This window comes from Pseudomonadota bacterium (assembly GCA_026388275.1).
Lineage (GTDB): Bacteria > Desulfobacterota > Syntrophorhabdia > Syntrophorhabdales > Syntrophorhabdaceae > JAPLKB01.
In genome coordinates, this window is sequence record JAPLKB010000064.1 from 1 (window position 1) to 14,037 (window position 14,037).

Consider the following 14,037-nt stretch of genomic DNA (forward strand, 5'->3'; position numbering starts at 1 on the left):
CGTCGCCCCCCGCGCGGGGGCGTGGATTGAAACTTCAAAGTCAAGAACGGTTTCAATAGCAAGAAAGTCGCCCCCCGCGCGGGGGCGTGGATTGAAACGGAGAATACAGGCTTTATATGTCAAATGTTGCGGTCGCCCCCCGCGCGGGGGCGTGGATTGAAACTGTCTTTGTTTGCCTTATTTCAAAGTTGATTGACATAGAAAACCTGCCATGTTATACATCAAAAATGAATAGCGATTTATCATTATGTCGAATGATTCGGGCTCATGCAATGCATTGAGTAGTCACGATTTTGAGTAAATAAAACGGCAACTTTGCCAAGGAGAAAGAGACAATGAATCAGGATGAATTTAAAAAGATAATTTCTTTTGCAATTGACTGCGAAAAAGAGGCATATGCGTATTACAGCACAGTGTCTGAAAAAACAAATGATAAAAAGCTTAAGAATCTGTTTAATGAACTTGCTGAAGATGAGAAAAAACATCAAATTGGATTAGAGGCATTCCTTGCCCGATCTCCTGAAAAGATGCATTTTTCAGAAAAACAGGATTATAAGGTTGTGGATTCGCTTCCTACACCCCCACTGACTGCGGATCTTAAACCCCTTGATGGTTTGGTAATCGCCATAAAAAAAGAGCTCGAAGCAATGCAAATGTATACCCAGCTTGCAAATACCAGTACAGACGAGGCTCAGAAAAACATCTTCCTGGAACTTGCATCTATGGAGCGTGGACACAAGAGCAAACTCGAAGATATATATACAAATATGGCATTTCCTGAATCCTGGTAGCATCACTTTAACCGTTTAATATTATTGACGGCATGGAAGCGTTTCTTGGAGTTATCACAGGTATAGGGCTGAGTGCCGCCTGCGGTTTCAGGATTTTCGTTCCTCTTCTTGTGATGAACCTTGCAATAAGAAACGGATTTCTTCATATTGCACCAGGTTTTGAATGGATAGGGAGTGAAGTTGCAACAATAGCATTTTCTATTGCCACTGCCCTTGAAATCATCGCCTACTATACCCCCTGGCTTGATAATCTGCTTGACACAATCGCCTCACCGGTCTCGATCATTGCTGGGACGATTGCTGCCGCGTCCGTAGTAACCGATCTATCACCATCATTCCGGTGGATACTGGCAATCATCGCCGGTGGAGGTACGGCAGGTATAATGCAGGGAATAACGACAGTACTCAGGGTAAAATCTTCTCTGGCTACCGGGGGCATCGGCAATGTCGTTGTTGCCAGCATTGAACTTGCAGGCTCTCTGATTACTGCGGTATTGGCAATCATTATTCCGGCCATCTGCTTTATCATCGTAGTAGCCCTCTGCGCCTTCATCATTCATAAAGTGGGCTATCACTTTTTCAGAAAATCAGAAAATTAGCCGGATAAAATTGTACTACTATTGGCAGTTTATACAATCATCTTTATAACACAGCACCATCTGGCCTGTCAGGGGGCTTTGCTCTCAAACCGTCAATCAGTATCCGACTCACTTCATGATGGTGTTCGACAAGATCGTATTTTTCTCCCTTAAGAAGCCAGCGGCATACCATATGTTCTAGAATACCCAGAATTAAATGTCGCAGAATAAAAATGTCGGTATCCCGCCGAATTGTTCCTTCATCCTGTCCTTCTGTTATGATATTCACCACCTGGCTGACAGATTGCTTCAAAAAATCGTACGTTTCAGTCTGGACAAAAGCCTTACTTACCCGCATCTCGAGCAGCAGTATTCGTCCATAACCGGGGTTGATTTGAAAAAAATAGAGAAAGTACCACACGAATTTCCTGATTTTGTTAAAAGCGCCTGAGATGCCTTCCAGATGCAATTCGAGCTGACTGCAGAATTCTTTTGTTTTTTCTATGGGGATTGAAAAGAACAAATCTTCTTTGCTTTTGAAATACTTGTAGATCGTTCCATCGGCAATCCCTACTTTTTGAGCTATTTCGGAGATACTTGCATCCCGGAAATCTTTATCGCCGAAAACTTCAATGGCTGCCTGAATGATGGTTTCTCTGCTGGTAATCTTCTTAGACATTATTTACTCCAGTTTTCACAGATATACACTTAGAAGTTACCATATATTTCCCATCGTATTCTATAATGAAATATGTAATTTATGTGCGATCTATCCAGGTCATATCATAAATGGCTTCAATATATTCTAAAATGTTCTGTCTTACAATTGATATATGTTCGGATAGATATCCTCTATGCCTTGACGTTCCGCCAAAAGCTTACCACGTCTGCCGTCACGCTGCCCGATGTCTTCAATTTTGACTCTGCCTCCTTTTTTGACCAGATCGTTTCCGGTCTTGTCTGCACGAAGAAAATATTTTCAGGAAAGGGCAGGTCCTTGTCTATAACCCATTCGATGTCCTGGGGCAGACCATAGTGCTGTTCTATTTGCTTGCCCATTCTTGCCAGCTCTATCACCTCTTTGTCGGTCAGGCAAGGGACATTCTGCCTCTCAGGTGGTATGTCGGAAACTATTACTTTTCCTGAAGGGTCGACTATATACTCAAGGCCTTTTGGTGATATAATATGCGTAATGATCTCGAGCACCACCTTATCCACCACCCACTCATCAGGGGTAACTGAACCGCTGACAACGCTCTCTCCCAGCCCCCAGTTTCCATCAATCATGATCTTGGATCTGTCGCCGTTGGCCGGATTGATTGTAAACATGACACCGGCTGCCTTGGCGTTGACCATCTGTAGTACCGCAACACCGATAGGATCGTAGTCGAGCCTGTAACCGCCACGGGCGCGGGCAACAAGCGAGCGCTGGTTGAACGTGCTTGCCCACACTTTTATAATGTGCTGAAGCACCTCGGAAATGCCTTTTACATGGAGGAAGGTCTCGTACTGTCCCGGATGGCTGGAAGGTCCGGCTGATCTGGTTGCAACCGGGCAATTGGCTATCCCGGTCCTCCGGCACAACTCCTCGTAATATACAGTTATGGTTTCCTGCATATCCCGGGGCATTAGCTTCGTTTCAGCAATGCTGCGGACTATCTCCGACACTTCTCCCCATTTACCCAGGTGCGCCGGGTCGTGGGCATCAGCCTTGAAGAGACTCAGGTGATCATTGATTTCGTTCAGAGCCCCGCTGTTGTTCATGAATCTGTCGTAAGCCTCAAGGCTCAAGGCAAACCCGTACGGAACCTTGAAACCGGCCCGGGTCATCTCTCCCAGATATGCGCATTTCTTGCCAACCAGGTCGTTCTGATTTTTGGTTACTTCTTCGAGCCAGTATATCCACTTGCCTGTAATATTTGTTGACATCGCCTCACCTCTCCTGCAATGCATCAGATGTTCCGGCTGTTTCAGGCTCATGCATCTTTGATTTTTTTATATGCCTTATGGATCTTCTGTAAGCGATGTAAGGGGCATGCCAGAGTCTGCATACCCCCTTCTGAACTCAGTTATTTCGCTCTCTCAAGTATTGTTACAACCCCTGTATCACCGTCGACCCTCAGCTTGTCGCCGGTCTTGATAATTACCGTGCCGTTGCCGACCCCGACGACTGCGGGCATCTTGTATTCTCTTGCAACGATGGCAGCATGACAGAACGTTCCGCCGATATCGGTTACACATCCTGCTATGACGTTGAATGCAGGCGCCCAGCTTGCAGCCGTCATCCTGCCGACCAGTACATCGCCCGCTTTTAACTTCGCAATATCTTCCAATTCCATGCATACACGGGCAGTTCCCTCGACAATGCCTGATGAACCGGCAAAACCTTTTAACTCAGTAACGTCTTCAGGTTTAATGTCTGCTGCCTGAAGCCACATGTCTATCTTTTCTGTGGTAACGCCCCATAAAACGATCGAATTGGGCTCTGTAACTACATCGGGTGCAGGACCAAGTGCCGGTGGAGGGCTCCATTCCTTGAACTTGTTGTAAATTTCTTTTCGCCGCTCAATCTTCGGCGGGATCTCGTAAGTAGCTATTGCCGGCACGCAGGTACACCAGGACGCCAGGACATCATAGAGCACAGGGTATATCTCGAAGCGGTTCAAATAGAAGATGTCGTCTTTATCGTTCAATACACCACGCGAAACGAACATCTGTCCAAGTTCTCTGGCTCTCCTGTAAAACAGCGCGTGGAACCAGTTCTCGATGTAAAATTGGTGACTTTCAGGAAAGATGGAGACTGTTTTCGCTAGTCCGAGTCGCTGATCAAAAATCTCTCTATCCTTATCGTTGGTGATGAGGCTGCGGTATTCAGATGCAACACGCTTGCTTTCCTTTTCCACTTCTTCACTGGGCCGGTCGATGCGTTCTCCCTTCTCAAGCATCCTGATATAGTTCTTTATGTGAGCCAGAGGCACTTCAAGGTTGTCATTCCAGGCAACATCCATGTGATGCCAGCCGCCGCCGATGCTCATCTCAAACCATGGCTCACGCACTGCTTCCACCTTAGCCAGCCATTCCTTGCCCGTTTCCGTCTGCTGCAGTTTTGCAGCCATGTCCGTCCACTTGTCGTAACCCTGTATGGTTTGAGCTACTCCAAGATCAATGGCAGATTTTGCCAGCTTCTGCAGCTCTTCCGGCGGCCGGAACATTTCGCCGGAAAAACCGGTGAGCATCTGGCCGATGGCCTTATCTGTGATGCCCGGGAAGAGGTCCCTCATGGTGTAGATGAAGTTCACATAGCCACCGTATGCCAGGCCATCCATTTCCATGTGAAGCTGCCAGGCCCTCTGGGCAAGTTCGATCATTCTGTCGTAGCCGCGAAGGATTTCGTCACCTTCGAAGTACCCCTTGTGTTCAAAAACATAGGAATCATCTGATACCCATGGCAGTGTACCTGGAAAATGGATCGACTTCATCTCGTCGATGACAGCCATCATTTTTGTTATCCAGAGCTTGTACAACTCCTCGTAGCGTTCATAGTAGTGGCCGGTCCTTGCCATAACGTAGGGGACCCTTTTCTCTTCCTCTTCCTTAGGTGGAAACGTCCCGGCCAGGTAAATGTAACCGTTAAGTATTTTGTGGTCGATTCCATTCGAATTGGGTATTACAAATACCTTGCTGACAAATCCGGATAGCGTCAAGTGCCACATGTCGTCCCATATGAGGTCCAGAGGATGCATCGGAAACGGGTAATGGACGCCGTCATAAAACCAGAACTGACTGCTCTCGTACTTCTCCCTCTCTGTCTTGCCTTTGCCGAATACGTAATAGTAAGGATACATATCCTCCCACCCTTCGGTGCCAGGGATAATCGGCACTTCATGTGGATCCATAAAGCTTCTTTGTTTAGCCATTACATTACCCTCCTTTTTAAGGTTTACTTGAAGATGAGACTTCCCGGAGGCAATTCAGTGCTCCAGGCGCAACTTACCAGTTACGAGACTCGAACTTTCAGCACCTCCTTATCCGGCTGGATCGACCTTCGCCGCCCGGATACATTCTTCTTTCCGGCTCAACGTTTGTTAGAATGAGTTATGTTTTCTATAAGAACTGTTGTAACAGCAATAAATCTGCTTCTCATCCTCATCGAACCTTTTCCCGATTCTCATCCAGCAATGCCAGTTCCTGAACTCCACCCTCACCGAATTTCTTTATTTTTACGCCCCCTGCAAGTTTTGGAAAATCAGAAACAATGGACAACTCATCGGGAAGTTTGTGTCTGGCAACTTTATTTTTGAGGAAATCACGAATCTCATTAAGAGAAACACTGGCATTACCCTTAGGTATGATAACTGCACATATGCTTTCTCCGAGAACAGGATTAGGCGTTCCAACAACACAGGCCTGTATTATCTTCGGATGCTGTAGAATCAGCGATTCAATTTCGGCAGGGTATATCTTCAGTCCGCCCCGGTTTATCAAATCCTTGCTTCTTCCGTACATAGTGATAAAACCCTTTTCATCTTTTGATACCAGGTCTCCGGTATGCAGCCATCCATCCTTTTCCAGTTGTTTATCTGTCTCCTGCTGGTTCTGCCAATACCCTTTCAGAACATTAGGTCCCTTAACCATCATCTCGCCGACCTCACCTGCGCCAACCTGCTTACCGGTTTGCGGGTCAATAACTTTTATCCTTGTCCCTGGAATAGCCTTGCCGACAGTTTTTTTGCGCACTTCGAGCGGCGTCCTGTAGGGACACATTGTGCCTGCTCCGGGACCTATTTCTGAATTCCCCCAGGAAGAAGATAAGTATATATTCCTGTCTTCTCCCCATTGGATTAATTCTTCAGGACATATCTGCCCTGCAAGATAACCGGCCCTTAAACTTGAAAGGTCATATCTGTCAATGTTCGGATAATTCATTTCCATAATGTAATGTGCAGGAGAACCATGCTGCAGCGTCGGCCTCCGGGAATCTATAAGCTTTAACGCCTCTTCTGCCTTGAAAGCTTCCATCAGAATGACGGATGCCTGAATCAGAACCGGTTTAATAAGAGTGGTGCCGCAACCAAATGAATGGGCCAGAGGAAGTATGCCAAGAAGAACATCGTCCGACGTTGCCTTAACACCGCGAACATGGGAATATCCACCCCTTACAGCCTGATACTGGGTAATCATCGAACCTTTCGGAATGCCTGTTGTCCCGGAAGTGTAAATCAGCATTGAAAGGTCTTGATAAATATTAATGGAAGGCTTCTTATATCCTTTTTTTCTTCCGCTTGAGAGAGCATCCTCAAATACCGTCACTCCGTCGCCCTGCCCTCCATTCAGGGATATTACACATGATAAATCAGGGAGACTACCTCGCAAACTCTGGACAAGGGCAAAATTATCCGAATCGTCTTTCCCCTTCTGCACAAACACAGCCTTTGCCTGAGAATTGCTGAGTATAAACATCAATTCCTGGGTCCTGTAAGCTGCATTCACCCAGGTAACTATTGCTCCGATCTTTTGAATGGCATAAAAAGCAATATATAATTCGGGACAATTGGACATGTAAACAGCAACCCTGTCCCCTTTTTTGATCTTCATCTCCTGAAGAGCACCGGCAAGGGCATTCGATTGCTCATTAAGCCCCTTATAGGTAAGACTATCATCTTTAAAGAAAACACATACCTTGTTGGGAACAATTTCTGCGCTTCTTTCGAGCGCTTCTCCAACCGTCAGATTTTCCACATCTTTATAAGTGCTTGTAATGCCGAGTTTTGTCATAATTTTTTCTCCCTTATTCAGTTCAACCCTTTAAGTCAGGTTTCAAACCCTCACTTAGTTTGTTCAGACCATGTGATAACTTTCTATGCGCACTGGCTTTCCTCTGACTTGTTTGATACATCGGATTGTTGCCGCCTATAGAAAGTATCAGCAAATAGAGCTGCGCCCAGAGCTGTTATCAGCGCAGGATCCCATTCAGGTTTTGGAGCCAGCCTGCTTACTTTAAGGATCTTTTCCACCCAATCAGTTATTCCCGGATTCCTGGCCAAACCTCCAATAATAACAAAATCCTTTTTCACACCTGATCTGGCTGCCAATGTGCTGATTCTCTTGGCCATAGCGTAGTGGTAAGCTGCTATTGCCTGTTCCTTAGACGCTTTACTCCGAATCAAATCCAAAATCTCGGACTGTGCATAGACCGAACAAAAGTCGCTCAGTTTGGGGAACTGATCAAATTGAAGAGCGATGTCCCCCATCTCCGTTACTTCTTTCTTAACCAGATTTGCAAATGCTTCCATGGAGCGTCCAATACCGGCAGCACATTTGTCGTTCCAAAGGAAAGCAGTTGCTCTGCCTTTTCCTGTGCAGTGAATGACCCTGCAGCTTTGACCTCCAAGGTCCAGCACCGTACGCACAGACGGTCCCCAAATATGTACTGCGCCTGCAGCGCTGCAGGGAATTTCAGTTATAGTTTTATGTGCAAAAGGCACTTGCGTCCTCCCGCAACCGGTTCCTACTATATAATGGATATTTTCTAACTTAAAATTAGTTTTAGCTAAAGCCTCGTTTATGGCCCTGAAAGCAGATTCTTCAGGCATTCGGGTTTTTACCTGAGAAACTGCACAGGGCTGTCCATCGAGCAGTATCAAAGCTTTGGAACTCACTGCTCCAACATCTACGCCGGCCACTATGGCCTTAGCCTTTGTAAAATCCGGGTGTTCATTGATTAAAGTGTGCTCGCTCATTTTCCACCTCCGTCACTAATCGCCGCGCCTATTGCACCCACATATTCCGGTAGGTCTAATACACTTACCTCTTTTTTTATTAAATCAGGAAGGTGTTTAACAATTGCTTTAGATTTTGCTAATCCTCCGACTACCACAATATCTTCAGTAAGGGGCATATACGTGCACATATCGGCAACGCGTTCCACTATGAATCTTGATACAGCACCTGCAACATCAGCGATATCCGCACCCTGACACATTAAATCAATAGCGTCTGATTCAGCAGATAGGGAACATTGAATAGCGATTGATAGATTTTTGGTGGATCTAAGTGACAATTCGGACATTTCCTGTTCACTTAGTCCTAAGGCATTGGCCATGCTGGTGTAAAAAATGCCAAGACCATCTGCACATTTATCATTTTGAATCACGTCCAGGAGAGTACCGTCCTGGTCATAGCTAACAGCTTTATGAATATTTCCGCCTATGTCAATAACCGTTCTGGAATTCTTATTAAGGAATAATGCCCCCATAGCATCCGCTACGTATTCGGGCACAGTTTTAGTTACATTCAAAGACGGAACCTTAATTATTTCCTTAAATATCCCGGTAGCTACGATTCCTCCCAATTCGTTCCCTGAAATTCCGGCATTCTTCAAAGCCGAATTTAGTGCTGCTTGAGCAGCATCCACTACATCAAATCCTGTGGGTATTGTGCAATACCCAAGGATTTCCTGACCCCTCATAATTACAGCCTTCGTAGCAACATGTCCCGCATCAATTCCAGTCAGAAGTTTTCCATTATTCATGGCGCCACCCCCGTTATGGTTTCTACAAAAGCTTCCAACTGAGTCCCGAATAAAGTTACTGGTACGGTTGTATCAAGTTCAAGTTCAGTCCAGGGAATGCCTAATTTATCCAGGATGGGCTTCAGTGCCACAATATCCATCGATTGAGGGCTGCAAAATCTCTGATATAGGAATACTATTCCATCGGGCTTGAAATCCTGGATAAACTGTTGAATGAATCTGAACCTTTTTTTCTCCCCTGTACCGGGAACAGTGTCTTTTGAAGGACAAGGGATTCTGCTGATGTATCCCTCAGCAATTGCTTCAAGCTTGTCCGATCTGTCCTCGGGCACTTCAAACCAGAAGTACCTTGCTGCCGTGCATGAATCAATAAATATCAGGCTCGCCGGATAATTCAGGCTTTCAATTAAATCGAAAATTCTCAGGTCGTCACATGCGCCTCCCGTTACCATCAGCCTTACCCGTGAGGGAACTTTCCCTGGATTGTTTTCCAATCTCTTGATAAGTTGCTCCAGCATTTGATTGTATTCTTCCTTATCCATAAGCTGAGAAGCCAGAGTCACAGCAGCTACTTCCGGTCCCGTTATAGGCGAGTTGTCGCGTCTCAAGAACTCCCAAAGTTGTTGAAGGAGTCTTCTGGTGTGGTTGTAAACTTTAATCGCCCTCTCAATATCATCATCTGTTATAGTTTTTTTAGAAAACTTCTCAATGAATTGTCTGAACTCTTCGAAAGACTCCTTCATAAACCCGCCGGCAGGTTTAGAATGTATGATATGAGGGAACGATATGAGATAGCTTTTTTCCTGGAATCCTGCAAACCTGACCCAGACATTAAAGGCTTCACCCATGTGTATGCAACTGCTGCTCGTTACAATCAAGTCCAGGTAATCATAATTGTGCTGGAGTCCCTGGTATGCGCAATCATGTGAAAAAGAGCAGTATGTTTCATGAATATAGCTCCTTGTCATTGCTTGCGAAACATGTGAACTTAAAACTCTCACCGGTATAATCCCGGCTGCGTAAAGAATTTCTTCAGGAACATGGGTGCACATATATCCTGCAAGCAGTTTCCCTTTCTCCTGTAAAGATTTGGCGTATTCATGAGTATTTTCAGTTATTGAACGAAAACGTTCTATTATTGTGTCAGAGCCATTGTTCATCATTTATCATACACCTCCTTTTTTATGCGCTTCCATGAGATGCACAAACAACTCTGTTTTCCGTTGGGCGCCTGGTAAATCCATTTTTCGAACATCTACCTGGTCGCTGTCGTATTCTATGGTCGGAATTTTACTTTTAAAAATGCGCTGCATCCCCACATAACCGTTCCTGAAATCAGTTTCGCAACTACGGGAAGGCGCCAGCAAAAGCCCGTCTGCTTTATATTCTGTTATCATTGCCTGAGCCATTGATTCCAGCGCCCAGTAGGACCTTACCCCTTGCCAGGTTGGCCAGCCCAGAACTATTTTGGCAAGCTCGGTTATCGCCTTTTTTCTGGTAGACAAATCCAGTTCATCGACCCATGCAGGGTCAATGGGATCAAATGTCCAGCTTCCATTTACAATTCCCTTGAAATTACCCGCCGTACCAAAGGTATAGACTGAGGCTACAATCTCGGCCCCGGCGTCTCTAAGGATTCTTGCCATTTCCGGATGACCGTAAGTGTGTGCCAGTCCAAAATAGACTATTCTGTACCGTTGATCCGGAGCCACGCTTTGTCCGGTCTCAACCATGTATCTCACTTCCTTAAGCAATGCCTCATATAACCGCACGCATTCATCAGTTGTCCTGTCTACCATGGCCGGCGGGAACAGAGCTATAAGACGGCGCTCATCCAAAGGCGCGGGGCTGTGCCTGTTTAACGCACATATATTGCCCCATAAAACGAGGACCTTGATCTCGTTTCTTGTTGCCTTGATGAACAATTCATCCGAAAAATCCCTGCCTGTTATTTTCTCAAGCCATTGTATCCCCAGCTCCATCTGGTCGCACACATACTTTACAATTTTAGGATCTTTCTCCGCATTTCCCCCGCCGATCATGTCAATTGCGTACATAGGTATGCCGCCTAAACGTCTTGAAACTTCCTGATACCATTTTGCATGCAGATTGCACAAATGTGTAGTCCAGATCAAATCCGGTTTGGGATATCCTTCTTTGATTGTTCCATCTGTAATGCCTATTCTATCGCGTACCACTTCTCCTACAAAGAGTTTCAGGTAACTGCAAGAGTGAAGGCCTATCCCTGCGACTTCAGAAGCTGAAATATCCTCACGGGCCTCTTCAGGGAATGTACCGGCAGTTGACGCGGCGTGCGGCTCGCCGCCTATCATCAATATATCATCGCCCAGCCCCTTCAGAGGAGCCAGCGGGCTCCAGGTAGAACCCATGCAGCGAAGGCCTTCAGAACCATTTACATAGTTCCTGTAGCAGGCACTCTGGTAATTCTTGAAGTCACTCCAAGTTGTTATGTCGTATGCCATTAAAACCTCCTGTAATGAACATCATTCATTATTATAATCTTATTTACAGCACTTAATACCGTGCGATTTATTCCAATAATATTGTACTCCTGTAACAATAAACTATTTTGTTGTTTGTACGCCTTGATATAACTCATAATGGACCGCCCGCGGCAGGAATACAGCTTTTTTGTCTGATTCAATTAACTCTCCAAATATTTATGGTTTGTACAGAGTACGCTCAGTTTATATACCCCCTGCTTGACCAGCCACCTGCTGATTTTACTAACTGCCATGGTAACGATTGTGAATATGATTCACTTTCTACACTATAATATTGCTATAAAGCTGTCAAGCATTTTTTTACATTTTTTTTATAGGTCGCTGATTATGACCGTATCATACTAATATTATTTGTGTTAACAAATATGTGCCCTCAATGCGGCACCGGAACTTATTGTTATGAATATTATTCACAATATGACCTGTTTTAAATACAACATTGTTCATTGCCGAGGATGGTGATGAAGCCTGTTCCCTATGTACACTACACATATACAATATCAAGCGAATCTCCTGTGATCCGTTCAAGGCCATTTGGTCTTACAATAAAATCAACCTCTATACCTATTGCACCGTAAGGATGGAGCACGAATTTAGGCTCAAAGGCAAATATCATCCCTTCTTTCAAAATCATCTTATGTCTGGCGGTAATAACCGGCAGTTCGTTGATTTCAAGACCAATGCCGTGACCGATGAAAGCGACCTGCCCTTCGCCGTGCCCCATGAAATAATCCTGAAGGTGTGCTTGCTTTACAATCTTTTCCGCTCTCACAAATATCTCCGAGCAATCAATTCCCTGCCGTGCATAGGCAATTAAGTCTTCTATTATTTCACGTGCTGCATTATAGGGCTTTTTAAATCGCTCATCGAGCTTCCCTGCCACAAATACTCTTGTTTCATCGGTAATATAACCGTTATATCCTCCACCATAATCGACTGTGACAGGAATCCCCTTTTCCACTTTTTTAAATGATGATCCCTGTGGAACTGCAGGCGTCACCCCCACTCCTGTGATAGGTCCATCCAGACAGGTGGTTATCGTGCCGGTATATCCCGACTGAACTGTCATGTTCATCATTTCCTGGTTTATTCCACGCATCCGAAGAAATCCCTGATGTCCGAGTCTCCTGCCCTCAGCAGCCATGGCCGCCTCAATATCGAGTTCGGTGGTGCCCTCACGGACAATATCTTTCCCCTTCGCAAAGACCTGTGACATTATCTGACCAGATTTTTTCATCTGCTCAATCTCAAAGGGACTTTTCACTGCCCTCAATTTCTTGACAGCGGGTGTTATGTCGGTATAGCGGCTGAAGCCTATAACTCTTTTCAGCCTTTCAAATAGAGATACCGGCAGGACATCAAGTTCCAGACCTGCAGTACCCGGCAGAATTCCTTTATTGACGAGAGTCTCTTTAATTTCCTTGTAACTTCTGATAGGTATGATGGCAAACGGCGTCTCTGATCTTGCCCTGTCAAAGCCCTTTTCAATGAAAACCAGGGGCTCTCCTTCTGCGGGTATTACAAGGATACCTTTCTGCATTGTACCGCTGAAATAGAACATATCCACATTCTGAAGAATGATGGCAAAATCAATATGATTTTCTGACATGAGGCTTTTAAGATCTCCGGTTCTCTTCAGTAAATCCTGTTCCGGGATCATGTCGAATATTCCTGTCTGTACTATCATAGTTGTTTATCCTCCTGAATATATCGTAGCAAAATAATGTTTTTCCGGGCTATATATTTTTTGGGTATCAATACTTCGCATCAAGAACACTTGAGACAGTGTGGCTCTGCCTCAAAGTACATTGCGCAATGTTTGCCTTAGGACATCCTGATACCGATACTTATCTTAATGGAAAATATGGTATAATTCCAATTCTAAATCAAGGCGCTACCATCGTTGGCTTCGTCATCTGCTCCTCCGACGTACTATTACCGTACGCCTACGTCGCCTCTTCCTTGCCGCCTTGATTTCATCCTTGATTTAGAATTGGAATAAGCCTATCTATTGTTTCTTCTCCCATTCTCCGCTATCGTTTTGAATCCACCAGTTGGTCTGCGATTTGTTCCGCCAGCTGTTTGCAAATATCTTCTGAACCTGCGGCTGCGAATTGGCTTCAAGCTTATTTGCTTTAACAATCTCGGTATAGAGGGCTGTACGATTTTTATTCTGCTGATCCACGAGTCTTGTCACATCCGCTTTTTCTTTCAGGTTGAGGTCTGAATTATTACGTACTTCTATGAAACCTTTATTGTTTTCACCAACGCTCCCACGAATATAGAACGGTTTTAACTGCTGATAGGTTTCCTTCATTGATTGCCTGATGCTGCGTATGGCAGGCGTTGATACAGTTATGTCTGCCACCTGAGCATATGCTTCCCCTGGTGCAAAATCAATGTTTTTCAGTTTGTCCAGGAGCCAGCCTTGTGTATCCGATTTCTTTTCTTGTTTTTGCTGATCTTTTGTTCCTGTGACATCGTCTACAATCTGGTCGGCTGCTTTCTGAATCGCAGCAGCTGGAAAATAGACGTTGATTGTTACACATGCGGCTACAAAAAGAAATACAAAGAAACTAAGATGCCTGAATCTTTTCAACATAAACTCCTCC

General features: G+C 45.1%; 13 protein-coding genes and 1 CRISPR repeat array. Of the genes, 3 read left to right on the plus strand and 10 right to left on the minus strand.

Features of this window, described 5'->3' with window-relative positions:
• Position 1: 1 nt before the first annotated feature.
• Positions 2-164: direct repeats of the CRISPR family, unit length 32 nt; unit sequence GTCGCCCCCCGCGCGGGGGCGTGGATTGAAAC.
• Between the two features lie 171 nt (positions 165-335).
• Together NT010_15935 and NT010_15940 are read left to right on the plus strand one after the other, a co-directional pair.
• Positions 336-791 (plus strand): ferritin family protein, encoded by a 456-nt coding sequence (locus NT010_15935; protein MCX5807530.1) that lies wholly within the window; start codon positions 336-338, stop codon positions 789-791.
• Between the two features lie 32 nt (positions 792-823).
• On the plus strand, positions 824-1,390 hold the full coding sequence (locus NT010_15940) for a DUF4126 domain-containing protein (protein ID MCX5807531.1): 567 nt from the start codon (positions 824-826) through the stop codon (positions 1,388-1,390).
• 43 nt (positions 1,391-1,433) lie between these two features.
• Here NT010_15940 and NT010_15945 read toward each other — a convergent pair whose 3' ends face one another.
• From NT010_15945 to NT010_15955, 3 genes are all read right to left on the minus strand, one after another.
• Positions 1,434-2,048 carry a TetR/AcrR family transcriptional regulator gene (locus NT010_15945; GenBank protein MCX5807532.1) on the minus strand — a complete coding sequence of 205 codons (615 nt, stop codon included), beginning with the start codon at positions 2,046-2,048 and terminating at the stop codon, positions 1,434-1,436.
• Positions 2,049-2,221: 173 nt separating this feature from the next.
• Positions 2,222-3,349, minus strand: coding sequence for a PEP/pyruvate-binding domain-containing protein (locus NT010_15950; GenBank protein ID MCX5807533.1), 1,128 nt, complete (start codon positions 3,347-3,349; stop codon positions 2,222-2,224).
• Positions 3,350-3,438: 89 nt separating this feature from the next.
• The gene (locus NT010_15955; GenBank protein MCX5807534.1) at positions 3,439-5,214 is read right to left on the minus strand and encodes a PEP-utilizing enzyme; all 1,776 of its coding nucleotides are present in this window, start codon (positions 5,212-5,214) and stop codon (positions 3,439-3,441) included.
• Here NT010_15955 and NT010_15960 point away from each other — a divergent pair.
• Positions 5,107-5,463, plus strand: coding sequence for a hypothetical protein (locus NT010_15960; protein ID MCX5807535.1), 357 nt, complete (start codon positions 5,107-5,109; stop codon positions 5,461-5,463). The two genes, NT010_15955 and NT010_15960, sit on opposite strands and share 108 nt — an antisense overlap.
• Before the next feature lie 52 nt (positions 5,464-5,515).
• Here NT010_15960 and NT010_15965 read toward each other — a convergent pair whose 3' ends face one another.
• The 7 genes from NT010_15965 to NT010_15995 all read right to left on the minus strand — a co-directional run bounded on the left by NT010_15965 (position 5,516) and on the right by NT010_15995 (position 14,027).
• Complete coding sequence (locus NT010_15965; protein ID MCX5807536.1) at positions 5,516-7,144, minus strand: class I adenylate-forming enzyme family protein; 1,629 nt, start codon at positions 7,142-7,144, stop codon at positions 5,516-5,518.
• A gap of 83 nt (positions 7,145-7,227) precedes the next feature.
• Positions 7,228-8,109 carry an acyl-CoA dehydratase activase gene (locus NT010_15970; protein MCX5807537.1) on the minus strand — a complete coding sequence of 294 codons (882 nt, stop codon included), beginning with the start codon at positions 8,107-8,109 and terminating at the stop codon, positions 7,228-7,230.
• Positions 8,106-8,900 (minus strand): acyl-CoA dehydratase activase, encoded by a 795-nt coding sequence (locus tag NT010_15975; protein MCX5807538.1) that lies wholly within the window; start codon positions 8,898-8,900, stop codon positions 8,106-8,108. The genes NT010_15970 and NT010_15975 overlap by 4 nt, the downstream gene beginning before the upstream one ends.
• Positions 8,897-10,063: a 2-hydroxyacyl-CoA dehydratase family protein gene (locus NT010_15980; protein MCX5807539.1), complete on the minus strand. Its 1,167-nt coding sequence runs from the start codon at positions 10,061-10,063 to the stop codon at positions 8,897-8,899. Before NT010_15980 ends, NT010_15975 begins: the two co-directional genes overlap by 4 nt.
• Before the next feature lie 3 nt (positions 10,064-10,066).
• A complete protein-coding gene (locus tag NT010_15985; GenBank protein MCX5807540.1) occupies positions 10,067-11,383 on the minus strand; it encodes a 2-hydroxyacyl-CoA dehydratase family protein in 1,317 nt (438 codons plus the stop codon).
• A gap of 526 nt (positions 11,384-11,909) precedes the next feature.
• Positions 11,910-13,112 carry a Xaa-Pro peptidase family protein gene (locus NT010_15990; protein MCX5807541.1) on the minus strand — a complete coding sequence of 401 codons (1,203 nt, stop codon included), beginning with the start codon at positions 13,110-13,112 and terminating at the stop codon, positions 11,910-11,912.
• Between the two features lie 321 nt (positions 13,113-13,433).
• Positions 13,434-14,027 (minus strand): DUF1318 domain-containing protein, encoded by a 594-nt coding sequence (locus tag NT010_15995; protein ID MCX5807542.1) that lies wholly within the window; start codon positions 14,025-14,027, stop codon positions 13,434-13,436.
• Between the last annotated feature and the right edge of the window lie 10 nt (positions 14,028-14,037).

What these genes read in the sequence shown, in the direction of transcription:
- NT010_15935 (MCX5807530.1), top strand. Translation starts at nt 336, where the DNA reads ATGAATCAGGATGAATTTAAAAAGATAATTTCTTTTGCAATTGACTGC.
- NT010_15940 (MCX5807531.1), top strand. Translation starts at nt 824, where the DNA reads ATGGAAGCGTTTCTTGGAGTTATCACAGGTATAGGGCTGAGTGCCGCC.
- NT010_15945 (MCX5807532.1), bottom strand. Translation starts at nt 2,048, where the DNA reads ATGTCTAAGAAGATTACCAGCAGAGAAACCATCATTCAGGCAGCCATT.
- NT010_15950 (MCX5807533.1), bottom strand. Translation starts at nt 3,349, where the DNA reads ATGAGCCTGAAACAGCCGGAACATCTGATGCATTGCAGGAGAGGTGAG.
- NT010_15960 (MCX5807535.1), top strand. Translation starts at nt 5,107, where the DNA reads ATGCATCGGAAACGGGTAATGGACGCCGTCATAAAACCAGAACTGACT.
- NT010_15955 (MCX5807534.1), bottom strand. Translation starts at nt 5,214, where the DNA reads ATGTATCCTTACTATTACGTATTCGGCAAAGGCAAGACAGAGAGGGAG.
- NT010_15965 (MCX5807536.1), bottom strand. Translation starts at nt 7,144, where the DNA reads ATGACAAAACTCGGCATTACAAGCACTTATAAAGATGTGGAAAATCTG.
- NT010_15970 (MCX5807537.1), bottom strand. Translation starts at nt 8,109, where the DNA reads ATGAGCGAGCACACTTTAATCAATGAACACCCGGATTTTACAAAGGCT.
- NT010_15975 (MCX5807538.1), bottom strand. Translation starts at nt 8,900, where the DNA reads ATGAATAATGGAAAACTTCTGACTGGAATTGATGCGGGACATGTTGCT.
- NT010_15980 (MCX5807539.1), bottom strand. Translation starts at nt 10,063, where the DNA reads ATGATGAACAATGGCTCTGACACAATAATAGAACGTTTTCGTTCAATA.
- NT010_15985 (MCX5807540.1), bottom strand. Translation starts at nt 11,383, where the DNA reads ATGGCATACGACATAACAACTTGGAGTGACTTCAAGAATTACCAGAGT.
- NT010_15990 (MCX5807541.1), bottom strand. Translation starts at nt 13,112, where the DNA reads ATGATAGTACAGACAGGAATATTCGACATGATCCCGGAACAGGATTTA.
- NT010_15995 (MCX5807542.1), bottom strand. Translation starts at nt 14,027, where the DNA reads ATGTTGAAAAGATTCAGGCATCTTAGTTTCTTTGTATTTCTTTTTGTA.